Origin of the sequence: Streptomyces sp. cg35 (assembly GCF_050410835.1) — a bacterium.
Lineage (GTDB): Bacteria > Actinomycetota > Actinomycetes > Streptomycetales > Streptomycetaceae > Streptomyces.
Genome location: NZ_CP191268.1, coordinates 7836605 through 7859481, shown reverse-complemented (window position 1 = coordinate 7859481; position 22877 = coordinate 7836605). Strand labels below are relative to the sequence as shown.

14 protein-coding genes are annotated in these 22877 nt (G+C 71.3%); 5 read left to right on the top strand and 9 right to left on the bottom strand.

Features of this window, described 5'->3' with window-relative positions:
- Positions 1–37: 37 nt before the first annotated feature.
- Positions 38–5350 (bottom strand): pullulanase-type alpha-1,6-glucosidase, encoded by a 5313-nt coding sequence (gene pulA, locus ACQUQD_RS36290; protein WP_428956443.1) that lies wholly within the window; start codon positions 5348–5350, stop codon positions 38–40.
- Between the two features lie 247 nt (positions 5351–5597).
- On the opposite strand from pulA, the gene ACQUQD_RS36285 reads away from it, so the two are divergent.
- Positions 5598–7673 carry a carbohydrate-binding module family 20 domain-containing protein gene (locus ACQUQD_RS36285; protein ID WP_428956442.1) on the top strand — a complete coding sequence of 692 codons (2076 nt, stop codon included), beginning with the start codon at positions 5598–5600 and terminating at the stop codon, positions 7671–7673.
- Between the two features lie 66 nt (positions 7674–7739).
- Here ACQUQD_RS36285 and ACQUQD_RS36280 read toward each other — a convergent pair whose 3' ends face one another.
- The 4 genes from ACQUQD_RS36280 to ACQUQD_RS36265 all read right to left on the bottom strand — a co-directional run bounded on the left by ACQUQD_RS36280 (position 7740) and on the right by ACQUQD_RS36265 (position 12755).
- Positions 7740–9401 (bottom strand): glycoside hydrolase family 13 protein, encoded by a 1662-nt coding sequence (locus ACQUQD_RS36280; RefSeq protein ID WP_428956441.1) that lies wholly within the window; start codon positions 9399–9401, stop codon positions 7740–7742.
- 52 nt (positions 9402–9453) lie between these two features.
- A complete protein-coding gene (locus ACQUQD_RS36275; protein ID WP_428956440.1) occupies positions 9454–10371 on the bottom strand; it encodes a sugar ABC transporter permease in 918 nt (305 codons plus the stop codon).
- A 19-nt stretch (positions 10372–10390) separates the two neighbouring features.
- Positions 10391–11383, bottom strand: coding sequence for a carbohydrate ABC transporter permease (locus ACQUQD_RS36270; RefSeq protein ID WP_428956439.1), 993 nt, complete (start codon positions 11381–11383; stop codon positions 10391–10393).
- Positions 11384–11480: 97 nt separating this feature from the next.
- The gene (locus tag ACQUQD_RS36265; protein ID WP_428956438.1) at positions 11481–12755 is read right to left on the bottom strand and encodes an extracellular solute-binding protein; all 1275 of its coding nucleotides are present in this window, start codon (positions 12753–12755) and stop codon (positions 11481–11483) included.
- A gap of 379 nt (positions 12756–13134) precedes the next feature.
- On the opposite strand from ACQUQD_RS36265, the gene ACQUQD_RS36260 reads away from it, so the two are divergent.
- The gene (locus tag ACQUQD_RS36260) at positions 13135–14169 is read left to right on the top strand and encodes a LacI family DNA-binding transcriptional regulator (protein ID WP_428957740.1); all 1035 of its coding nucleotides are present in this window, start codon (positions 13135–13137) and stop codon (positions 14167–14169) included.
- 9 nt (positions 14170–14178) lie between these two features.
- On the opposite strand, the gene sph is transcribed toward ACQUQD_RS36260, so the two are convergent.
- Both sph and ACQUQD_RS36250 read right to left on the bottom strand, forming a co-directional pair.
- Complete coding sequence (sph, locus tag ACQUQD_RS36255) at positions 14179–15162, bottom strand: sphingomyelin phosphodiesterase (protein ID WP_428956437.1); 984 nt, start codon at positions 15160–15162, stop codon at positions 14179–14181.
- A 105-nt stretch (positions 15163–15267) separates the two neighbouring features.
- Positions 15268–15945: an esterase/lipase family protein gene (locus ACQUQD_RS36250; protein ID WP_428956436.1), complete on the bottom strand. Its 678-nt coding sequence runs from the start codon at positions 15943–15945 to the stop codon at positions 15268–15270.
- Positions 15946–16137: 192 nt separating this feature from the next.
- Here ACQUQD_RS36250 and ACQUQD_RS36245 point away from each other — a divergent pair, with 192 nt between their 5' ends.
- Positions 16138–16623 carry an Lrp/AsnC family transcriptional regulator gene (locus ACQUQD_RS36245; RefSeq protein ID WP_428956435.1) on the top strand — a complete coding sequence of 162 codons (486 nt, stop codon included), beginning with the start codon at positions 16138–16140 and terminating at the stop codon, positions 16621–16623.
- 34 nt (positions 16624–16657) lie between these two features.
- The gene (locus ACQUQD_RS36240) at positions 16658–17377 is read left to right on the top strand and encodes an HAD family hydrolase (protein ID WP_428956434.1); all 720 of its coding nucleotides are present in this window, start codon (positions 16658–16660) and stop codon (positions 17375–17377) included.
- Here ACQUQD_RS36240 and ACQUQD_RS36235 read toward each other — a convergent pair.
- Positions 17325–18989, bottom strand: a complete 1665-nt coding sequence (locus tag ACQUQD_RS36235; RefSeq protein WP_428956433.1) for an AMP-binding protein — start codon at positions 18987–18989, stop codon at positions 17325–17327. The genes ACQUQD_RS36240 and ACQUQD_RS36235 overlap by 53 nt on opposite strands.
- A gap of 11 nt (positions 18990–19000) precedes the next feature.
- The gene (locus ACQUQD_RS36230) at positions 19001–19642 is read right to left on the bottom strand and encodes a TetR/AcrR family transcriptional regulator (protein WP_428956432.1); all 642 of its coding nucleotides are present in this window, start codon (positions 19640–19642) and stop codon (positions 19001–19003) included.
- A gap of 86 nt (positions 19643–19728) precedes the next feature.
- Here ACQUQD_RS36230 and ACQUQD_RS36225 point away from each other — a divergent pair, with 86 nt between their 5' ends.
- The gene (locus tag ACQUQD_RS36225; RefSeq protein ID WP_428956431.1) at positions 19729–22860 is read left to right on the top strand and encodes a carboxyl transferase domain-containing protein; all 3132 of its coding nucleotides are present in this window, start codon (positions 19729–19731) and stop codon (positions 22858–22860) included.
- Positions 22861–22877: the final 17 nt, after the last annotated feature.

Genomic DNA, 22877 nt, shown 5'->3' with positions numbered 1-22877 from the left:
CGTCCGGCCGGGGGCACCGTCAGGTCGCATCGGGCTCTCAGGCGCGGCGGAACACCGCGACGGTCCGGCCGGGCACGCTGAACGTCCCCGAACCCTTCGCGTACGAAGCCGACTTGACGACGTCGTCCGAACCGTCGGCCTGCGTCGGGTGCAGCCGGTATCCGGACCCGGCGAGCGCCGCGACCGTCTGGTCCTGCCGCTGCGGGGTCGCGTTGAGGACGACCACCAGGTCACCGAGGCGCATGGTGATGACGCCCGGCGCCTCGTCCTTGCCGGACAGCGGGAAGGAGAGCTCCCGCTGCACCTGGCCGGCCGTGGCCAGGTGGAAGGCCGGCTCGGCCGTGCGGATCCTCAGCAGGTCCTGGTAGGCGGCCGACGTGCCCTTGATCTCCCTACAGCCGGGCACCGCGACCGAGGCCAGCAAGGGCTTGGCGTAGGGCCACTTGGCCTTGTTGTCGGCGGCCGGGGGCAGCCCGCGCCCGAAGCCGTTGCCGGCCCGGCAGTCCCAGTGGACGGCGTTGAACCAGTCGCCGCTGTCGAACGAGTTGCGGTCCAGGGACTTGGACCGCAGCAGGTCGGTGCCCGCCTGCGACAGCGCCGGGCCCTGCGACAGCGCCGCGGTGGCCAGCGCGAGGACCTGCATGCGGGAGCGATCGGCGGCGCTCGTCGTCGCGGGCAGTTTGTAGGTCAGCGCGTCGTAGAGGGACTCGTTGTCGTGCGCGTCCGCGTAGGCGAGCGCGTCACCGGGGGCGTCCGCGTACCCGGCGGGCGCGCCGTTGTAGTCGACGTCGGAGCCCTTCACCTTCTTCCCGTCGCTGTCGGTGAACTCGTAGGCCGCGAGGTTGCCCGACAGACCCACCTTGATCAGGTCCTGGTAGTGCAGGAGGCGGGCCTTCTGCTCGGCCGATGTGCCGTTCGCCGTCGAGGAGTTGGGGTCGGTGTACAGCCCGGAGGCGAAGCCCTGCACGCCCGGGTCCTCGTCGAAGGGGCCGCCGCCGCGCACGGCGTCGCGCGCCCGGTCGGAGAAGGTGGCGATGCCGGTGCCCGCCATGTTCTTCTGCGTGGCCTGCACGAAGCGCGCGTCGTCGGCGACCTCGCCGAAGTTCCAGCCCTCGCCGTACAGGATGATCTTCTTGCCGTCGACGCCGTCCTTCTCGACGGTGAGGGCGTCGAGGGCCTTGCGGACCGCGAGGATGTTGGCCTTGGGGTGGTGGCCCATCAGGTCGAAGCGGAAGCCGTCGACCTTGTACTCCTTGGCCCAGGTGACGATCGAGTCGACGACGAGCTTGCCCATCATGGCGTTCTCCGGCGCCGTGTTCGCGCAGCAGGTGGAGTTCGCGACGGATCCGTCGGCCAGGAGCCGCTGGTAGTAGCCCGGGACGATCCTGTCGAGCACGGACGTCTTGTCCTGGCCGGCGGCCGCCGTGTGGTTGTAGACGACGTCCATGACGACGCGCAGCCCGTCCTCGTTGAGGGACTTGACCATCTGCCGGAACTCGACGGTGCGCCGGGTGCCGTCCGGGTCGCTGGCGTACGAGCCCTCCGGGACCGTGTAGTGGTACGGGTCGTAGCCCCAGTTGTACGCGTCCTTGGCGGCCGCCTTCGTCACGCACTCCTGCTGCTTGTCACTGTCGGCGGCATAGGACGCCACGTCACAGTCGGGTGCGGCCTGTTCGGACTTCTTCTCGGGGATCGTGGCGATGTCGAAGGCCGGCAGCAGGTGCACGTACGACGTGCCGGACCCGGCCAGGTCGCGCAGGTGCTTCGAGCCGTCGCTGTTCTTGTCGGTGAAGGCGAGGTAGGTGCCGCGGTCCTTCTCGGGTGTCGTGTGGTCCGCCACCGAGAAGTCGCGGATGTGGAGCTCCTGGATCTGCGCGTCCTTCATGGCGACGGCCTTGGGCTTGCGCAGGTCGGACCAGCCCTTGGGTGCGGTGGACCTGTCGTTCAGGTCGACGACGAGGCTGCGCTGCGAGTTCGCGGTCAGGGCCACCGAGTACGGGTCGGTCACCTCGTTCGTGACGAGCTTCTGGACGCTGGGCGCCCACACGGTCACGGCGTAGCGGTACTGCTTGCCGCGCCAGGCCGCCGCGGAGCCCGTGGCGGTCCACACGCCGCTCGCGGCGTCGCGGCGCATCGGCGTCCGCTTGCCGCCCAGGTCGAGGCGGACGTCCCGCGCGGTCGGCGCCCAGACGGACAGGGTGACCTTGCCGCCCTTGAACACCGGCCCCAGCGTGGCCTTCCCGGCCGCGCCGGCGTACACGTCGTCGAGGGCGCCGGGGATCTGGACCCCCGTGGCCGCGAGGAGGGCGCCGTTCGCCGCGCGCTGCGTCGCGACGAGCTGCCCCCGCAGGGCGTCGCGCACCCGGTCGCGGTCGCGCGGGTCGACGGTGAACGCCGGATAGTCCTTCAGGTGGGGGTACTCGGCCTTCTGCGCGTCGGTGAGCGCGCCGGGGTCGAGCCGCAGCCAGTGCCCCTCGCTGCTGAGGGCCCCGTCCTGGACGGTGATGCCGCCCTCGGGGGCGTAGACGAGCTGCTGGCTGGTGGCCGCGGTGGACGTCACCTTCCACACGACGGTGTCGGCGTCGATCCACTGCGCCTGCGCCTTGGAGAGGTCGAGGTCGGCGCCCGAACCGATCGACGGGAGCAGGTAGTCGGTGTCCCCCGCGTTGAGCCACACCTCCTTGCCGTACGTGGCGAGGTCGAGCGCGCGGTCGGTGGGGATGTCCTTCTCGTCGCCCTTGTGGAGGATGTAGCTCAGGGACGTCGCGCCGTCGGCGAGCGGCACCTCGAAGACCAGGCCGTAGGCGTCCTTGCCGGTGGGCTGCAGCGGCCTGGACCAGTCGGTGGGGTTCGCGGCGCCGGTCCAGGTGTGCAGGCCCCAGCCGTCGTAGTCGCCGTCGGCGCGGTGGACGTGGACGACGGCCTTCTTCTCGTCCTGCGGCGGGTAGGCGCCGTCGGGCCTGGTCGTCGCCTGGCCGTCCTTGCCCTGCTCGATCCAGACCTCTCCGGTCTTCGCCAGGTCGACGGTGCGCTGCGGCCCGTCGGCGCCGTCGGCGTTCCGGACGGTGTACGTCAGGGAACTCGCACCGTCGGGCACCTTCACCCAGGCGAAGGCTCCATAGGCGTCGCGCCCGACGAACTCACCCGTCGCGTCGCCGGACTTGAGGGTCCAGCCGGCATAGTCGCCGTCCGCACGCTTGTAGTGGACGACGGCGTGGTCGCGGTCGACGGCCGTGGGCTTGTCGGGCGCGGGCGGCTGTCCCGCCGTCGTACCGGCGAGGGCGCTCGCGGTGCGTCCGGCGCGGTCCACCACAACCGCCTTGTACCGCAGAGGCGTTCCGGCCGACACGGTGTCCGGCAGGTACTGGGTGATCCGGTACGGGGCGTGGTCGACGGAGCCGAGGGTGCGCCACGCGCCGTTGCCGGCCTGCGCGGCGAAGACGACGCGGGCCGAGGCGCTGTCGCCGGGGTCGGCGGACAGGGTGACCGTCCCGGTGGCACCCGCGGCCGGGGCCTTCAGCGACAGCGTGGGCCGGGACGCCGGCGCGGGGAGCTTGTTCTCGGCGCGCAGGACGAGGGACGACAGGGCCGGGACGGTGACCTCGATACTCCCGTCGGACGCCTCGGACGTGCCCGAACCGCCGTACAGGGTACGGAATGCCGCCGACTCGACCGGCAGCTCGACCGTCTTCGCCGAGGTCGCGTTGTTGACCGCCACGACGTACTCGCGGCCGGCGCCGGTGCGCGAGAAGGCGTACACCGAGTCCTTGGCGTACAGCTCCTTCTGCGTGCCGTCGGCGAGCGCGGGGTTGTCCTTGCGCAGCTTCGAGAGCGCGGCGATCGACTTGAACAGGGGATGCGCGGTGTCGTACGCGTCGTCGGCGTGGGTGCGGTCGGTGCCGAGCTCGTCGTCGTCGAGGTAGTCGGCCACCTTCGAGGCGAACATCGTCTGGCGGGCGTCCTTGTCGCCGCCGGGGCCGGTGAAGCCCTGTTCGTCGCCGTAGTAGACGACGGGGTTGCCACGTGACAGGAACATCAGCTCGTTGGCGAGCTTGTCGCGCCGCAGCAGTTCGTCGTCGCCGGCCTTCGGGTTGTCGGCTTTCAGGAAGGTGCCGATGCGCCCCATGTCGTGGTTGCCGAGGAACGTCACCTGCTCATAGGCGTTCGCCTTGTCGGTGGCGTACTTGTAGTCGTCGGCGAAGACCTTGGCGAGCTTGTCGGCGGAAGCGCCTTGCGAGGCGTAGGCGCGGGCCGCGTCCTGGAACGGAAAGTCGAGCGTCGCGTCGAGGCGGCCGCGCGTGACGTACGGGGAGGTGACGTCGGTGTCGGCGGAGTACACCTCGCCGAACATGAAGAAGTCCTCGCGGCCGTGCTCGGCGGCGTACTTGTCGAGCGCCGTGGCCCACTGGGTCCAGAAGTCCAGGTCGACGTGTTTGGTCGTGTCGATGCGGAAGCCGTCGACGGCGAAGTCCCGCACCCACTTCTCGTAGATCTTCTCCATGCCCTTCACGACCTCGGGCCGCTCGGTCCACAGGTCGTCGAGCCCGGAGAAGTCCCCGTACGTCGTCGACTCGCCCTCCCAGGTGGAGTCGCCGCGGTTGTGGTACATGGTCGGGTCGTTCAGCCACGACGGGACCATCTCGCCCGTGTTCTTCGGCGTGTACGGGAAGGAGTCGGCGTCGACCTTCGCCATGCCCTTGCTGTCGTCGAAGGGGCGGCCCTCGGTGTCCAGGTACGGGTAGGCGCCCTTGGAGCGGTAGCCGTAGGTCTTCTCGGTGTAGTCGACGGTGTCGGCGGTGTGGTTCGTGATGACGTCGAAGAAGACCTTCATGCCCTTGCCGTGGGCTCGGGAGATGAGGGTCTTCAGGTCGGCGTTCGTGCCGAAGTGCGGGTCGACCTGGGTGAAGTCGGTGATCCAGTAGCCGTGATAGCCGGCCGAGGCGTCCTTGCCCGCACCCTGCACGGGCTTGTTCTTGAAGATCGGCGCCAGCCATATCGCGGTGGTGCCGAGGTCCTTGATGTAGTCGAGCCGCTTGGTCAGGCCCTTGAGGTCGCCGCCCTGGTAGAAGCCCTTGTCGGTGGGGTCGTAGCCGGTCGCGAGGCGTGAACCGGTCAGTTTGCCCCTGTCGTTGGAGGCGTCGCCGTTCGCGAAGCGGTCCGGCAGCACGAAGTAGTACTGCTCGCGCGTCAGGTCGTGGCGGGCCGGCGCGGCGGCCAGCTTCGCGTCGGACGGCGGCGCGGGCGGGGCCGCGGCGCGCGCGGCGAGGGGCTGGGCGAGGGTGACCAGCAGCGCGGCGGCCGCGGTGTACGCGGCGGCCCGTCTGTGCGGGGTGGTACGGGTGCGGCTCAAGGCGTGAACTCCTCGCGGAATCAGGGCTCTTGGGAGGGCGAGAGGCCGGGGCGCGGGCGGGCGGCGCCGCTCCGCCGCGTGACCGTATCCCTTGCAGAGACTTTGCTGCAAGAGTTCTGCAACTCACAGCAAGAACTTTCAGCAGGGTTATTGACGTGACCTTCTCAACTCCCTCACGCTCACGGAGCGTTGCTCGTCCTCCGGCCCCGCCAGACCGGCCGGAATCCCCACATTCCAGGAGCCGCACATGAGACAGATCCCCACCCGGCCGTCCCGGCCACGGCGCCGCACCGCCGCCGCACTCGCCGTCGGTGCCCTCGCGCTCGGCGGCGTCGTCGCCCTGCCCGCGTCCCCGGCCGCCGCGGCCGACACGGGCGTCCCGAACGGCGACGTGATCGCCAACCTCTGGCAGTGGAACTGGGCGTCCGTGGCCAAGGAGTGCACGGACGTCCTCGACCCGGCCGGCTACGGCGCCGTCCAGGTCGCCCCGCCCGAGGAGTCCCTGAAGCAGGCGAACTTCTACTGGTGGGACGTCTACCAGCCGTACTCGTACAGCCTGGACAGCCGTTTCGGCAGCGCCGCCGACTTCAAGGCGATGGTCGACGCCTGCCACGGCGCGGGCATCGAGGTGTACACGGACGCCGTCATCAACCACACGGCCGCCCAGACCGGCACCGGCTACGCGGGCACCACGATCGGCAACAAGTACGACACCCCGGACTACGACCCGGCCGACAGCGACGACTGCACGAAGACCATCTCCAACTGGTCGGACCAGCACGAGGTCCAGCACTGCGAGCTGCTCGGCCTGCCCGACCTCGACACCGCCGAGTCCGGCGTGCGCGACAAGATCGTCGGCTTCCTGAACAAGCAGATCGACCTGGGCGTCGACGGCTTCCGCGTGGACGCCGCCAAGCACATCGAGACCGGCGACATGAAGGCCATCGTCGGGGCGCTGCACAAGACGACATCGGGCGAGACGCCGTACATCACGCAGGAGGTCTACCCCGGCACTCCCCCGGCCCTCGGCGACTACTACGCGAACGGGGACGTCCTCGACTTCACGTACGCCGCCGCGATGAAGTCGCAGTTCGGCGGCGGCGACATCGCCAACCTGTCCTCGTTCGGCAGCAGCTGGGGCCTGGCGAACGAGCAGAACGCCAACACGTTCGTCACCAACCACGACACCGAGCGCAACGGCTACACGCTCAGCTACAAGGACGGCGCCACCGCCACCCTCGCCAACGTCTTCCAGCTGGCCCGCGGATACGGACGCCCCTCGGTCTACGCGGCCTGGAACTTCGGCCAGAGCGACGAGGCCCCGCCGCACAACGGCAGCGGCTTCGTCACGGCCACCGACTGCGCGAACGGCTGGACCTGCCTGGACCGGGACACGGCCGTCGCGGGCATGGTCGGCTGGCACAACGCCGCGGCCGGCTCGGCCGTCGCCAACTGGCAGTCACCGGCGTCGAACGTCATCGGGTTCGGCCGGGGCAACGCGGGCTTCGTCGCGCTCAACAACAGCTCCGGCGCGCACACGTCCACGTACACGACGGGCCTGGCCGACGGCACGTACCCGAACGTCATCGACGGCGGCGCGACGTCCGTCACCGTCTCCGGCGGCAAGGCGACGCTGACCGTGCCCGCGAAGTCGGCGGTCGCGTTCTACGACAAGAACTACGTCTGCACCGTCAACTGCGGCGGCGGCAGCGGCGGTTCGGGCGGCTCCGGCACGGTCACGGCGTCCTTCGGCGCATACGCGGCCACCGCCTCCGGCTCGGACGTCTACGTCGTCGGCTCGACCGCGGCGCTCGGCTCCTGGAACCCGGCGAACGCGGTCAAGCTGTCCTCCACCGACTACCCGATCTGGAAGAAGGACATCGCGGTCCCGACCTCGGCGTCGCTGGAGTACAAGTACCTGAAGAAGGACTCCGCCGGGAACGTCACCTGGGAGTCCAACGCCAACAGGACGCTGAAGACGGCGAGTTCGCCGGTCCAGATGAACAACTCCTGGAACGTGGCGAACGCCGACGCCACCGATGTGACGTTCTCGGTGAACGCGACGACGGCCTACGGCACGAACGTCTACGTCACCGGTTCGCTGCCCTCGCTCGGCTCCTGGAACCCCGCCGACGCGATCCCGCTGTCGTCGGCCGCGTACCCCTCCTGGGGGCGGTCGGCCATCGTCCCCAAGGGCACGGCCTTCGCGTACAAGTACCTGAAGAAGGACGCGTCGGGGAACGTCACGTGGGAGTCCGGCGCCAACCGCACCTACACGACCGGGTCCGGAGCCGGGTACACGGCGAGGGACACCTGGAAGTGACGCCGAGAGCATGAAGAAAGGGGCCGGTCCGCACCGGCCCCTTTCTCCTGCGTCAGCGCCGGCGCGTCACGCCGTCTCCCACCACACGGTCGTGTCGGCGGGCAGCTCGATGCGGCCGCCCTCGACCGTGACCGGGCCGGAGGACAGCAGCACCCGGCCCGGCGCCTCGACGGAGACCGGGGCGCCGGTGGTGTTGACCGTGCAGGCGAACCCGGGCCGCTCGAAGAAGAGCAGCCCCGGGGGGACGTCGTCGTGCCACTTCACGCTGTCGCCGGCGCCGAGGCCCGGCCGCGTGCGGCGCAGGGCGAAGGCGGAGCGGTACAGCTCCAGGGTCGAGTCCGGGTCACCGGTCTGCGCCTCGACACTGAGCGCACCCCAGGTGTCGGGCTGCGGGAGCCAGCTGCCGCCGTCGCCGAAGCCGTACGACGGCCCGTCCACGGTCCACGGGATCGGCACCCGGCAGCCGTCCCGGAAGCCGTCCTGCCCCTGGGCGCGGAAGAACGACGGGTCCTGGCGCACCTCGTCGGGCAGGTCCGTGACGTCCGGCAGGCCGAGCTCCTCGCCCTGGTAGACGTACGCGGACCCGGGCAGCGCCAGCATGAGCAGCGTGGCGGCGCGGGCGCGGCGCAGGCCGAGCTCACGGTCGCCGGCGGTGCGGATCTGGGTGCCGCCGGGCGGATTGGCGTAGCGGGTGGCGTGCCGGGTCACGTCGTGGTTGGACAGCACCCAGGTGGCCGGGGCGCCGACGGGGCGCATCGCGTCGAGGGAGCCGTCGATGATCTCCCGCAGCTCCTGCGCCTCCCAAGGAGCGCTCAGGTACTGGAAGTTGAAGGCCTGGTGCAGCTCGTCGGGGCGGACGTAGTTCGCGGTCCGCTCGACGGTGGGGGTCCAGGCCTCGGCGACGAACACCTTGTCGCCGTCGTACTCGTCGAGGATCGTGCGCCAGGAGCGGTAGATCGCGTGCACGCCGTCCTGGTCGAAGAACGGCATGACGTCGTTGCCGAGCAGCTTCAGCTGGTCGTGCGAGCCGAGGTCCGGCAGGCCCTCGGCCTTGACGAGGCCGTGGGCGACGTCGATGCGGAAGCCGTCGACGCCCATGTCGAGCCAGAAGCGCAGGATCGAGCGGAACTCGTCGGCGACGGCCGGGTGCTCCCAGTTGAAGTCGGGCTGCTCGGGCGCGAACAGGTGGAGGTACCACTCGCCGTCCGGCAGCCGGGTCCAGGCGGGGCCGCCGAAGATGGACTCCCAGTCGTTGGGCGGGAGTTCGCCGTTCGCTCCCTGGCCGGCGCGGAAGTGGTAGCGCTCCCGCAGCGGCGATCCGGGGCCCTCGGCGACGGCCCGCTTGAACCACTCGTGCTGGTCGGAGGAGTGGTTGGGCACGAGGTCGACGATGATGCGCAGGCCGAGCGCGTGCGCGTCGCGGATCACCGCGTCGGCGTCGAGGAGCGTGCCGTACATGGGGTCGACGGCGCGGTAGTCGGCGACGTCGTAGCCGCCGTCGGCCTGCGGCGACGCGTAGAACGGCGAGAGCCACACCGCGTCGACCCCGAGGTCGCGCAGGTAGGGCAGACGGCGGCGGATGCCTTCGAGGTCGCCCGTGCCGTCGCCGTCGCTGTCGGCGAAACTGCGCGGGTACACCTGGTAGATGACCGCGTCGCGCCACCAGTCGGTGGTCGGGCGGGTCGTGGTGGCGAACGCCGGGGACTCGTCGGTGGAATGCTGAGTCATGGTGTCCTTGCTGCGTGAAGGAACGGTCAACTGGTCGGTCGTCGAAGCGGGATCAGCCCTTGGTACCGCCCGCGGTCAGGCCGGTGACCAGGTGCTTCTGGACAAGGTAGAAGAAGGCGGTGACCGGTATCGCGATCAACACCGCGGTGGCGGCCATCAGACCCCACTGGGCGTCGTGCTCGCTGATGAAACTCTGCAGGCCCACCGCGAACGTGTACTTGGAGTCGTCCAGCATGAACGTGGACGCGAAGGGGACTTCGGCGAAGGCCGTGATGAAGCTGTAGAACGCCGCGACGGCGATGCCCGGCTTGGCGAGCGGCAGGATCAGCCGGTAGAAGGTGCCGAAGGGGCTGAGTCCGTCGATGCGGCCGGCCTCGTCGATGTCGACGGGGACGGTGTCGAAGTACCCCTTCATCAGCCAGGTGCAGTACGGCACGACCGTGGTGCAGTAGGCGAGGATCAGACCGAGATAGCTGTCGACGAGCCCGAGCTCGGCGAAGATCTCGTACATCGGCACGATCAGCACGGCGATGGGGAACGCCTGCGTGAGCAGCAGCACCCACATCAGCGGCTTGTAGCCGGGGAAGCGCATCCGGGAGACCGCGTACCCGGTGGTCGCCGCGAACATCACACCGACGAGTGTGGTGCCGAGGGAGACGATCAGCGTGGACGTCATCCAGTTGAAGAAGCCGCTGTGCTGGAGGACCTGCGCGTAGTTGTCGAAGGTGGCCTTGCCTGCGATGTCGCCGGGGTGCAGGTAGTCGTCCTTGTCCGGCCCGAGCGACAGGTAGATCAGCCACACGATGGGGAACAGGGCGATCAGGCTCGCGACGGCGAGCACGCCGTGCGAGAAGGCCTTCGCCAGCGGACCGAGTTCGCCGCGCCGGCGGGTCCGGCGGGTGGCGCCGACGCCGGTGACCCGCGGGGCTGAGCGCTGCTCGGGGATCTGCGAGGCGGTCGTGGTGCTCATGGTGGTGACTCCTGCGGCGTCAGACGGCGAGCTGCTCATTGCGCCTCAACCAGCGGTAGTAGAAGGACGTGAACACGGTCAGGATCGACAGCAGCAGGACGCCGTACGCGGCGGACTGCGCGAAGTCGCGCGGCTGCTGGCCGAAGCCCAGGCGGTAGGCCCAGGTCACGAGGATCTGTGCGTCCGGCGCGGTGTTGCCGAACAGCAGGAAGATGATCGCGAACTGGTTGAACGTCCAGATCACGCCGAGCAGGACGACGGTGGAGCTGACCGAGCGCAGGCCGGGCAGGGTGATGTGGCGGAACCGCTGCCAGGCGTTCGCGCCGTCCATCTCCGCGGCCTCGTACAGCGAGGCGTCGATGGACTGCAGTCCACCGAGCAGCGAGATCATCATGAACGGCACACCGCACCACGTGTTGACGAGGATCGCGGCGGCGCGCTGGAAGAAGGGGTCCTCCAGCCATTGGGGCTGGGGCAGGTGGAGCGAGCCGAGGGTGGCGTTGATGACGCCGGAGTCGGCGAGCATGATGCGCCACGCGAAGACGGTGACGAACGTCGGCACGGCCCACGGCAGGATCAGCATCAGCCGGTAGAAGGTGCGCCCGCGCATCTTCTGGTTCAGCAGCAGGGCGAGACCGAGCCCGATCGAGTAGTGCAGCGCGACGCACAGCGCGGTCCAGACGACCGTCCAGATGAAGTGCGACCAGAAGCGGTCGTAGGAGGCGGGGCCCCACAGGATGTCGGCGTAGTTGTCGAGGCCGATGAACTTGTAGGTGGCGTCGATGTGGTTGACGCCGATGGTGCGGGCGGAGTTGAGGCTGTTGGCGTCGGTGAGCGTCAGGTAGAAGCCCCGCACCAGGGGGTAGCCGACGAGGACGCCGAGGACCACGACGACCGGGGCGATCATCGCGTACGCGTACCAGTATCTGCGGTACGAGTCCTTCAGGCGCTGGATCGGTCCGGGGCGTGGCTCACGGCTCGTGGAGGCCGGTCGGTCGACGGCGAGGGTCATGTGCGGGGCACCTTCTGAGTCGGGCTGCATCAGGTCGACGCCGGTTCGCGCCCTCCCCTTCGGGGCGCGAACCGGCTGGACTACGAGGACGCGGGCGTCACTTGGAGAAGTCGGGCACGAGCTTGGCGAACGCGGTCTCCACGTTGCCCAGGCCCTTGTCCAGGGACTCCTTGCCGGTGGCGACCTTCGGCAGCTCCTGGTCCAGCGGCGTCCACAGCGAGCTGTACTCGGGCAGCTCGGGCCGCGGCTGGGCGGCGGTCAGGACCTTCTGGTAGCCGGCGATGCCCGGGTCGGCGGTGACCTTCGCGGTGTACGCGTCCGAACGCGTGGGCAGCGTCGAGTTCTTGAGGGCGATCTGCTCCTGCGTCTTCGCCGAGGTCATCCACTTGACGAACGTCAGGGACGCTTCCTGGTGGGACTTGTCCGAGCCCGCGTAGACCGACAGGTTGTGGCCGCCGGTCGGGGCGCCCGCCTTGCCGCTGGAGCCGGCCGGGACGGTGGCGATGCCGAGGTTGCCCTTGTCCTTGAACGCGGAGCCCTTGTAGAAGTTCGTGATCTCCCAGGGGCCCTGGATGATCGAGGCGACCTTGCCGCTGACGAAGGCGTCCTGGATGTGGGCGTAGGCGTCCGCGGTGGCGTCGGCCTTGTGCAGGCCCTTGCCGTCGAACAGGCCCTGCCAGGTGGTGAGGCCCTTCTTGGCCTCGGCGGAGGCGATGGTGATCTTCTTGCCGGAGGCGTCGACGGTGTCGGTGCCCTCGCCGAACAGGAACGGCTGGGCGTAGTAGCCGGCCGTGGAGCCCCAGTAGCCGTCGGCGCCGGTCTTGTCCTTGACCTTGGCCGCGTCCGCCTTCAGCTCCTCCCACGTGGTGGGGGCCTCGGTGATCCCGGCCTTCTTGAAGAGGGCCTTGTTGTAGACGAGGGCGAGCGTGTCGGTGACCAGCGGGACGCCGTAGGTCTTGCCGTCGAACTGGGCCTGCTTGATCAGGCTCTCCTGGAACTTGCCCTGGTCCGCGAGGGCCTCGGTGCCGTCCAGCGGCAGCAGGTAGCTCTTCTTCGCGAACGCGGGCGTCCAGCCGACCTCGGCGCGCAGCACGTCCGGGGCGCCGCTGGCGCCGGCCGCCGTGTCGAACTTGTTCTGCGCCTGGTCGAAGGGCACGTTGACGTACTTGACCTTGATGTCGGGGTTGGCCTTCTCGAAGTCCTTGACCAACGCCTTGTACGTGGGCGCCTCGTTGGTGGCGTTCGACGTGTCCCACCACGTGATGGTGACCGGGCCCGACGCCTTGCCGCCGTCGTCGTCACTTCCGCCGCAGGCCGTCGCCGCGAGTGCGAGGGACGCCGCCACCGCGGTGGCCGCTATGCCACGCCGCATGAGATCTCCTAGAGGGTGAATGCCCGTGAGTGGGCGAGGAACGGTCCCGTCCGTTCCTCTGGCCTACTTGCCGACCGCGCCGTCGCCGCCGCCGGGCGACGTGAACGTAACAGCGCAGCAAGCCCGGCGAAAGACCTTGCAGCAAAAAATTGCAGCCACGGGGGCGAGTTACCGCTTCGTGACCGGCAAGGTGCGGACCAAAGCGGTGTGTTATGCCCGTTTTTCAGGCACTCTGTGGCCTTGCAAGGGTCTGCAAGGTCTTGCCACCAGCCGGTTGCGCAGGGATGATCGGGACTCTTGCCATCAGGATGTCCCCCCAAGGAGTGCGATGACGCAGCTGCCCGCACAGGCTGCCCGGCGACCGGCCCAGTCCCCACCCGTGACCGCGCGCCTCGCCGACATCGCGGCACAGGCGGGCGTCAGCGAGGCGACGGTCAGCCGGGTCCTCAACGGCAAGCCGGGCGTCGCGTCGGGCACCCGCCAGTCGGTGCTCGCCGCGCTCGACGTGCTCGGCTACGAGCGGCCCGTGCGGCTGCGCCAGCGCAGCGAGGGACTCGTCGGTCTGATCACCCCGGAGCTGGAGAACCCGATCTTCCCGGCCCTCGCCCAGACCATCGGGCAGGCGCTGACCCGCCAGGGCTACACACCGGTCCTGGCCACCCAGACCCCGGGCGGCTCCACCGAGGACGAGCTCACCGAGATGCTCGTCGACCGGGGCGTCAGCGCCATCATCTACGTGTCCGGGCTGCACGCGGACACCACGGCCGACACCCAGCGCTACGAGCAACTGCGCGCCCAGGGCGTGCCGTTCGTGCTCGTCGACGGGTTCTCGCCGAAGGTGCAGGCACCGTTCATCTCGCCGGACGACCGGGCCGCGATGCACCTGGCCGTCACGCATCTCGCGTCGCTGGGCCACGCGCGGATCGGTCTCGCGCTCGGCCCGAAGCGGTTCGTGCCGGTCCAGCGGAAGATCGAGGGCTTCGTGCGTTCGATGCAGGACCGGTTCGGTCTCGGCCCGGACGAGATCGAGCGCGATCTCGTCCAGCACTCCCTCTACACCTTGGAGGGCGGCCAGGCCGCGGCCTCCGCGCTGATGGACCGCGGCTGCACGGCGATCGTCTGCGCCAGCGACATGATGGCGCTCGGCGCGATCCGGGCGGCCCGGCAGCGCGGTCTGGAGGTGCCGGACGACGTGTCGGTGGTCGGCTTCGACGACTCGCCGCTGATCGCGTTCACCGATCCGCCGCTGACCACGGTGCGCAAGCCCGTGCAGGCGATGGGCCAGGCAGCGGTCCGCGCGGTCCTGGAGGAGATCGGCGGCACCCCCGCGCCGCACACGGAGTTCGTGTTCATGCCCGAACTGGTGGTGCGCGGCTCGACGGCGTCGGGGCCCGGGGTCACGGGCCGGCGCTGACCGGGCGCGTCAGCGCGCGGACGCCACCACGGGGTAGTGGTCGGAGAGGTCCGTGTACGTGTAGCTCGCGCCCCAGCTGGTCACGGTCCAGGGGGCGCTGCGCTCCGCGACGACCTCGTTGGTCCATCCGGCGGGACGGGCGTGGCCCTGCTTGAAGAGCACGTGGTCGAGATCCTCGCGCGGGTCGTCGGGGTAGCGGTAGCGGGCGACGGAGTTGTCCCGGGTGTCGAAGGAGTACGGGTGCCCGGTGCGGCCGTCGGCCGGGGTCAGGCCCGCGTCGGCCAGCATCGAGGCGTACTCGGTGCCGTGGGCGTCGACGTTCATGTCCCCGGCGACGACGACCTCCTCGTCCGCGGGGATGTGCCGGTCGGCGAGGAACGCGTCGATGGCCCGGAACTGCTTTGCGCGGTCGGCCCGCGCCTCTCCGTCGCCGCATCCGGAGTCGGTGGACTGCGTGTGCGTGCCGACGACGTGCACCTTGGTGCCGCGCACGTCCAGCACGGCGTACACGAACCCCTTGTTCGACCACCAGTCGGAGCCGCACGCGTCCGCGTAGACGTACTGCTCCTTGTGCAGGATCGGCCACTTGCTGAGCAGGGTGACCCCGCCGTCCTCCGGCGTCGTGGCGGAGTAGGCCCCGCCCGTGGCGTCCCACCCGCTCGTGCCGCGGCCGACGACGGGGGTCTGGTGGGGGTAGGCCCCGGCCGCCGCCCGCTTGAGGGCGTCCGAGGCGGAGTTGTCGAACGCCTCCTGGAGGACGACGACGTCGTTGCCCTGGAAGAAGGACGCCTTGGGGATCTGCGCCGCGCGGTGCTCCTGGCCCCAGTTCGGATACAGGTTCTGACTCATGAGGAACGTGTTGTAGGTCAGGACACGCAGCGCCGGTGCCGGCTCGGCGGCGGTCGCGGCCGGCGATCCGGCCGCGACCGCGGCGAGGGCGACGAGCGCGGCGGGGACCGCTCGGCGCAGGCGGGAGTGCGGGGCACGCGGCATGAGAGCTCCTGGGGGGGGTCGGCTTGTCGGCGTACATCCAAACAGAGCGGAGTACGCCGGGGTGGGCGGCGGGTGACGGCCGTGCGACGGGAGGCTGTCGAGGCGTCATGTCGCGAGGAACGCGCGCACCCCCTGTGAGACGCCGTCGTCCCCGAGCAGTTCGTTGTGGTCCAGGCAGCCGGCCGCGGTGTTGAGGGCCCCGGTGAGCGGCACGCTGTCGTCGGGGTTGATCACCTCGTCGCAGTTCGACCAGAAGGTGGCGTACCGGGCGGCGCCCGGGGTCTCGTCGCCCGCGGCCAGCCGCTTCTGGACGTAGCTGCCGGGCGACATGTCGCGGCAGGCCTGGTCCCAGGCGGCGCACGCCCAGGCCGTGTAGGTGCCGTGGTTGGGGCCGCCGAGCGAGATCCAGTGGGCGACGTGTGCCGTACCGCCGCCGTGGGCGAGGTACCAGCGGGTGGGCAGGCTGCCGAAGGAGTGCGCGACGATGTCGACCTGGTCGGCGCCCGTCCGCGCGCGGACGCCGTCCACGTAGGCGGCGAACTGCCCGGCGAGCGTCTCGTTGACCGACGCGTGCGTGTCGTAGCCCCAGCGGAAGATCTCGTCGTCGGTGTATCCGGACGCCTTGAGGTCGTCCGCCAGTGCGCCCCAGACCCCGGGGTCGGCGTTGTATCCGTGGACGAGGACCACGGGACGGTGCGGTGCGGCGGACACCGTCGGCGCCGCGTACAGCAGCCCGGCGAGCGAGCCCAACAGGGCCAGGAGCAGGGCGGGTCGACGGCGCATCGGTACCTCCGGCGTGGGGGGGGCGGAAGGAGACGAGACGGAGCTACTGGATGGTAGGGCTCCGAGGCGCAGAGGAACAGAGCGCCGCGGCATGTACACCGGCTGAACTGTCCGGCCGGCGAAAGGGCAGCTCGACCGGGCCATCGGTACAGTCGGTGACGATCGACCGCGCCACCGAAGGAGCCCGCCCCCATGGCCGTGGACCAGCTCGACACCCGCATCCTGCGGCTGCTCCTGGAGCAGCCGCGGACCAGCGTCCGCGAGTACGCGCGCATCCTCGGCGTCGCCCGCGGCACGCTGCAGGCGCGGCTCGACCGGCTCGAACGGGACGGTGTGATCACCGGCGCGGCGCCGTCCCTCTCCCCCGCGGCGCTCGGCCACCCGGTGCTGGCGTTCGTGCACATCGAAGTGACACAGGGCCACCTGAGCGAGGTCGGGGACGCCCTCGCGGGGGTGCCGGAGATCATCGAGGCGCACTCCATCACCGGCGGCGGCGACCTGCTGGCCCGGGTGGCGGCCCGCGACGCCGGTCATCTGGAGGACGTGGTCCAGCAGCTCAACCGGTTGCCCGGGGTGGTCCGCACCCGTACCGAGGTCGCCCTGCGCGAGCGGGTCCCGCACCGGCTGCTGCCGCTGGTCGAGGCGATCGGCCGGGCGGCGGCGAAGGACCGCGGGTGATCGCCGGGGCCGCGCTTCCTGCATCCTGGGAAGCATGAGCGACCCGCACCACGACTCCCCGTACCGGCTGCGCGGCACGGCGGTCGTCTTCGATCTCGACGGCACCCTCGTCGACAGCGAGCCCAACTACTACAAGGCGTCCCTGGGGACTCTCGCCCGCTACGGCGTCACGGGCTTCACCTGGGCCGACCACGAGACGTACGTCGGCATCTCGACGCTGGAGACCATCGGGATCTGGCGGCGCGCGTACGGCATCGAGGCCCCCGCCGACGAACTCCTCGCCGACATGAACGCCCGGTACCTGGACCTGGCCCGCGCCGACACCCACGTCTTCCCGCAGATGCGGCTGTTCGTGGAACGGCTGCACACGGCGGGTGTGCCGATGATCGTGGCGTCGGGTTCGTCGCCGGAGGCCATCGAGGCGATCCTGACCGGCACCGGTCTCGGTGCGCAGCTGACGCGGTACGTGTCGGCGGACGAGGTCGAGCACGGCAAGCCGGCCCCGGACGTGTTCCTGGAGGCGGCGCGCCGCCTCGGAGTGGAACCGGCGCACTGTGTGGTCCTGGAGGACGCGGCGCCGGGTGCCGCCGCGGCGCACGCGGCGGGCATGCGCTGCATCGCGCTGCCGTATGTCGCGGCGCAGGCGGACGACCCGGCGTTCACCACGGCGGACCTGCTGTTCAAGGGCGGTCAGGAGGAGTTCACGGCGCGGGCCGCGTGCGAGTGGCTCGAGCGGTCAGCTCCGTCTTCCTGATCTTGCCGGTGGGGGTCATCGGGAGGGCGTCGACGATCTCGACGGTGGGCACTTTGTACGTCGCCATCGTCGCCGCGGCCCATTCCCGCAGGCCGTCCCCGGTGAGCGTCGAGCCGGGGGCGGTGCGCACGAACGCGTAGGGCCGCTGCCCGCTGTCGGCGTCGTCGACGGCGACGACCGCGGCGGCGAGCACGTCGGGGTGCTGCCCCAGGAGCGTCTCGACCTCGGTGGGGAAGACGCTCATCCCCTTGACCTTGATCATGTCCTTGTCGCGGCCGAGGTAGTGCAGACAGCCCTCCTCGTCGAGGGCGCCGATGTCGCCGGTGTGCAGCCAGCCGTCGCGCAGGGCGTTCTCGGTGGCCTCGGGCGCGCGCCAGTACCGGGTGAGCACGGACGGGCCGCGCACGACGATCTCGCCGCGCTCGCCGAGCGGCAGCGGCCGCCCGGTGGCGAAGTCGACGACCATGAAGTCCGTGCCGGGGACGGGCAGCCCGCAGAAGACGGGGTCGCCGAGCAGGTCCCGGTCACCGTCCTGGAAGCCGAGCGTGTTGGTGTCGCTGGTGTGGGTCTCCGTCATCCCGTACGAGGCCTCGCGCAGCACGCTGTGGTCGCCGACGGCGGCCTTCCAGCGGGCGCGCAGCGACGGCGTGAGCTTGCGGACGAAGGAGACGGTCAGCGGGGCCGTGAGGCTCGACAGGTTGTGCCGCGCGAGGTCCGGATGCTCGAGGAGTTCGAGGTAGTTCTCGACGGTCCCGGCCATGGTGCTCACCCGGTGGGTGCCGATGGCGCGCAGCACGGCGTCGGCGTTCCAGCGGGTGAGCAGGACGCTGGTGCCGCCGGAGACGAGCGGGGCGAGCACGCCGAGGTTCTCTCCGGCGATCCAGAAGACGGGCAGGTAGCACAGGGAGACGATGCCGCGGGCGCGTTCGGCGGCGTCGGGCATCCGGCCGTTGTCGATGGCGGTGGCCGTGTAGACCATGTGCCGCTGGGTGTGCTCGCAGCCCTTGGGCAGTCCGGTGGTGCCGCCCGTGTAGTTGAGTGCGGCGAGCGCGTCGAGGTCGTCGGCGACGTGGTCCAGCGGCGGATGGGCGAGGGCGGCCGGCCAGTCGGTGTCGGCGAGGACGGTGCGGACGGCGGTGTCGGCGCGCACCTCGTCGAGGACCGGCAGCAGGGCGTCCTGGGTGAGGACGGTCCCCGGTCCGGCGTCGACGAGTTCGTGGCGGAGTTCGGCGGCGCGGAACATCGGGTTGACCGGCACGTGCACCGCGCCGAGCCGCAGCACGGCGAGCATCGCCACGACGAACCGGATGCCGTTCGGCAGGAACACCGCGACCCGGTCGCCGGGCCGCACGCCGCGCGCGTCGAGCCAGCCCGCCAACCCGGCGACGGCCGCGTCGAGTTCACGGTAGGTGAGCGTCTCGCCGCCGCTGACGAGCGCGGGCCGGTCGCCCTTGAGGCGGGCCCAGCGCGCGAGATGTGCGGGGATCGTCAACTCGCCCGCCCCGTGGACGGTTCGGGTGGGCTGGCGGCCCGCGCGGGCCTTGGCCTGGCGGGCCCGCAGGCCGTGCAGATACGTGTCGGTGTCTGTGCCGATGGATATGCCGGTGGACAACGTGCGGCTCCCTACTGGGGGTGTGCTGCTCCGATACCGAGGAGGTGCAGATACATGGCGGTGACGTCCCGCACCGCTTCGTCGTACGCCGCCGGCCGCTCGGCCACGAGCCGGGCGAACTCCACGCTCATGCCGCCGACGGCGCGGGACAGCGTGAGCGGGTCGACGACCGGGTGCGCCCGGCCCTCGGCCGCGACCCGGCGCACGTAGCGGGCGGCGCGGCGGACCGGCCGCTCGCGGATCTCCTCCCACAGCGCACGCACCTCGTCGTCGGCGCGGGCCTGCTGTTCGAGGAGGGCGAGCAGCGGGAGGTGGCGGGCGTAGGCGGCGATGAACGCGGCGGTGGAGGCCCCGGCGACCGAGGCCACGTCGTCGGTGTCGACGCCGGGCACGTCCTGGGCGGCGAGGAACGCGTCCCGGACGCGCGCCGCGAGGACCCGGAACACCTCCTCCTTCGACGCGAAGTAGACGTAGAAGCCGGCCCGGGACACCTCGGCCCGCGCGGTGATGTCGGCGATGGTCGTCGGCCCGTACCCGAGCCGCCCGAACACCTCCTCCGCCGCGTCGAGCAAGCGTCCGCGCGCCGGGGCGTCGGTCCGGTCCCGGGCGGTGCGGGTCGCCCATTCGTGCCGTTGCTGCGCTCTGCGTGCCACAGCGCCAGAGTATTGACGTTGACGTCAGTGTCAATGAGCATGGCGGCATCTTTCGAGGTCCGACCACGAACGTTCCGGAGGGGCTCATGGGGTCTGCCGCCGTACTCGTCGCCAACCGCGGGGAGATCGCCGTACGGGTGCTGCGCGCGGCCGCCGAGCTGGGTCTGCGGACCGTGGCGGTGCACGAGCCGGGTGACGAGGCGCATGTCCCGCTCGCGGACGAGGCCGTGCCGTTGGCGGCCGGGGGGTATCTCGACGCGGCGGCTCTGGTGGCCGCCGCGCGCCGGACGGGATGTGCGTATCTGCATCCCGGATACGGCTTCCTGAGCGAATCGGCGGCGCTCGCCCGGCGGTGCGCCGACGCGGGTGTCGTGTTCGTCGGGCCGTCGCCCGAGGTGCTGGATCTGTTCGGGGACAAGGCGCGGGCCCGCGCGCTCGCGGTCGAGGCGGGGGTGCCGGTCCTGCCGGGTACGGACGGTGACACGGACCTGGACCGGGCGCGGGCGTTCCTCGCGGACGGCCCGGTGATGGTGAAGGCGCTGGGCGGGGGCGGCGGGCGCGGGATGCGGGTCGCGCGCACCGCGGCGGAGCTGGACGAGGCCTGGGAGCGGTGCCGTTCGGAGGCTCAACAGGGCTTCGGACGGGCCGAGTTGTACGTGGAGCGGCTGTGGGAGGGCGCCCGGCACATCGAGGTGCAGATCGTCGCCGACGGCGGCGGCACGGTCGGGCATCTGTGGGAGCGGGACTGCAGCGCGCAGCGCCGCCATCAGAAGCTGGTCGAGATCGCCCCGGCGCCCGCCCTGGACCCGGCCGTACGGGAGCGGCTCCTCGACAGCGCGCTGCGCCTGGCCCGGGCCGCCGGGTACCAGGGGCTCGGCACGGTCGAATTCCTCGTCCGGGACGGGGAGTTCGTCTTCATCGAGGCGAATCCGCGGCTTCAGGTGGAGCACACGGTGACGGAGGAGGTGACCGGGGTCGACCTGGTCGCGGCGCAGCTGCGGATCGCGGCGGGCGAGCGCCTCGCCGATCTGGGCCTGGCCGGGGAGCCGCCCGCGCCGCGCGGTTGCGCGGTGCAGGTGCGGGTGAACGCGGAGGTCACGGCGGCGGACGGGTCGGTGCGTCCGTCGGGCGGGCGGATCGCACGCTTCGACGTGCCGACGGGGCCGGGCGTGCGCGTGGACACGGCCGCGCGGACCGGCACGGAGATCGGGACGCGCTACGACTCGCTGCTGGCCAAGGTCGTCACCCATGCGCCGGGCGGCTCCTTCGAGGCGGCGTGCTCGCGGGCGCGCCGGGCCCTCGGCGAGTTCACGGTGGACGGGGTGCGGACCTCGGTGCCGCTGCTGCGCGCCCTGCTCGGTCATCCGGGGTTCACGGCGGGCGGCATCGACACCGGGTTCGTGGAGCGGCACCTCGCCGAGCTGGCGCCGCCCGAGCGGCCGGAGCCCGTCGCCGCGGCGGGCACGGTGACGGCTCCGATGAGCGGCACCGTGGTCGCCGTCGAGGCGGAGCCCGGCCGGGCCGTCGCCGCGGGCGCCACGCTGCTCGTCCTGGAGGCCATGAAGATGGAGCACGTCGTGCGCGCCGGGCACTCCGGTGTCGTGCGCAGCGTCGGCGCGGCCGTCGGGGAGACCGTCGCGGAGGGCGCCGAGCTGGTCCTCGTCGAGGTGTCCGGTGACGGGTCCGCGCCGGAGGAGGAGGCGGTGGACGCCGACCCCGACGCGGTGCGCCCCGACCTCGCCCAGGCGCTGGCGCGGCACGCGTTCGGCCTGGACGAGCACCGCCCGCAGGCCGTCGCCAAGCGGCACGCGGCGGGGCGCCGCACGGCCCGCGAGAACATCGAGGACCTCTGCGACCCGGGCACGTTCACCGAGTTCGGGGCGCTCGCGGTGGCGGCGCAGCGACAGCGCAGGACGCTCGACGACCTGATCCGCTCGACGCCCGCGGACGGCATGGTCACGGGCACCGGCCGGATCGGCGGCGCGCCCGCGGTCGCCATGTCGTACGACTACACGGTGCTCGCCGGCACCCAGGGCCTCAACAACCACCGCAAGACCGACCGGATGCTCCAGGTGGCGGAGCGACGGAGCCTGCCGGTCGTGCTGTTCGCGGAGGGCGGCGGCGGCCGGCCCGGCGACACGGACACCACGTCGGTCGCCGGGCTGAACGTGACGACGTTCCAGCAAATGGCCCGGCTCAGCGGCCGGGTGCCGCTGGTCGGGATCGCGTCGGGCCGCTGCTTCGCGGGGAACGCGGCGCTGCTCGGCTGCTGCGACGTGGTCATCGCGACGCCCGAGGCGACCATCGGCATGGGCGGCCCCGCGATGATCGAGGGCGGCGGGCTCGGCGTGCACCGGCCCGAGGACGTCGGGCCGCTGTCGGTGCAGGTGCCGAACGGAGTCGTCGATCTGCCGGTCGCCGACGAGGCGGAGGCGGTGCGGGTGGCCCGTGCCTACCTCTCGTACTTCCAGGGGCCGCGGGAGAGTTGGGAGGCGCCGGACCGGCGGCTGCTGCGGCATGCGGTGCCGGAGAACCGGCGGCGCGCCTATGACGTGCGTGGTGCGGTCACCGGGCTCGCCGACACCGGCTCGGTGCTGGAACTGCGGCGCGGCTTCGGCGTCGGGATCATCACGGCCCTGATCCGCGTCGAGGGCCGGCCGATGGGGCTGATCGCCAATGACCCGGGGCATCTGGGCGGCGCCGTCGACCGGGACGCCGCCGACAAGGCCGCGCGGTTCCTGCGGCTGTGCGAGGCGTTCGGACTGCCGGTCGTCTCGCTGTGCGACACCCCGGGGTTCATGGTCGGTCCGGAGGCCGAACGCACCGCCACGGTGAAGCAGTTCGCGGATCTGTTCGTCGCGGGTGCGCGGCTCACGGTGCCGCTGGTCTGCCTCGTGCTGCGCAAGGCGTACGGGCTCGGCGCGATGGCCATGATGGGCGGTTCGACGCGGGCGCCGCTGGCGACGGCGGCCTGGCCGAGCGGCGAGTTCGGCGGCATGGGCCTGGAGGGCGCGGTCCGGCTCGGCTACCGGCGTGAGCTGGAGGCGATCGCCGATCCGGCGGAGCGGGAGCGGGTGTTCGCGGCGCGGGTGGCCGAGCTGTACGAGCACGGAAAGGCGGTGAACGCGGCGGCGGCGCTGGAGATCGACGCGGTCATCGACCCCGCGGACTCGCGGAGTTGGGTCCTTGCCGCGATGGACGCGGCACCGCGGCTTTGACCGGCGGACCATTCGGG

Bases quoted from the DNA above. Each gene is read 5' to 3' on its own strand.
- ACQUQD_RS36285 (WP_428956442.1), top strand. From the start codon at position 5,598: ATGAGACAGATCCCCACCCGGCCGTCCCGGCCACGGCGCCGCACCGCC.
- ACQUQD_RS36280 (WP_428956441.1), bottom strand. From the start codon at position 9,401: ATGACTCAGCATTCCACCGACGAGTCCCCGGCGTTCGCCACCACGACC.
- ACQUQD_RS36275 (WP_428956440.1), bottom strand. From the start codon at position 10,371: ATGAGCACCACGACCGCCTCGCAGATCCCCGAGCAGCGCTCAGCCCCG.
- ACQUQD_RS36270 (WP_428956439.1), bottom strand. From the start codon at position 11,383: ATGACCCTCGCCGTCGACCGACCGGCCTCCACGAGCCGTGAGCCACGC.
- ACQUQD_RS36265 (WP_428956438.1), bottom strand. From the start codon at position 12,755: ATGCGGCGTGGCATAGCGGCCACCGCGGTGGCGGCGTCCCTCGCACTC.
- sph (WP_428956437.1), bottom strand. From the start codon at position 15,162: ATGCCGCGTGCCCCGCACTCCCGCCTGCGCCGAGCGGTCCCCGCCGCG.
- ACQUQD_RS36250 (WP_428956436.1), bottom strand. From the start codon at position 15,945: ATGCGCCGTCGACCCGCCCTGCTCCTGGCCCTGTTGGGCTCGCTCGCC.
- ACQUQD_RS36245 (WP_428956435.1), top strand. From the start codon at position 16,138: ATGGCCGTGGACCAGCTCGACACCCGCATCCTGCGGCTGCTCCTGGAG.
- ACQUQD_RS36240 (WP_428956434.1), top strand. From the start codon at position 16,658: ATGAGCGACCCGCACCACGACTCCCCGTACCGGCTGCGCGGCACGGCG.
- ACQUQD_RS36225 (WP_428956431.1), top strand. From the start codon at position 19,729: ATGGGGTCTGCCGCCGTACTCGTCGCCAACCGCGGGGAGATCGCCGTA.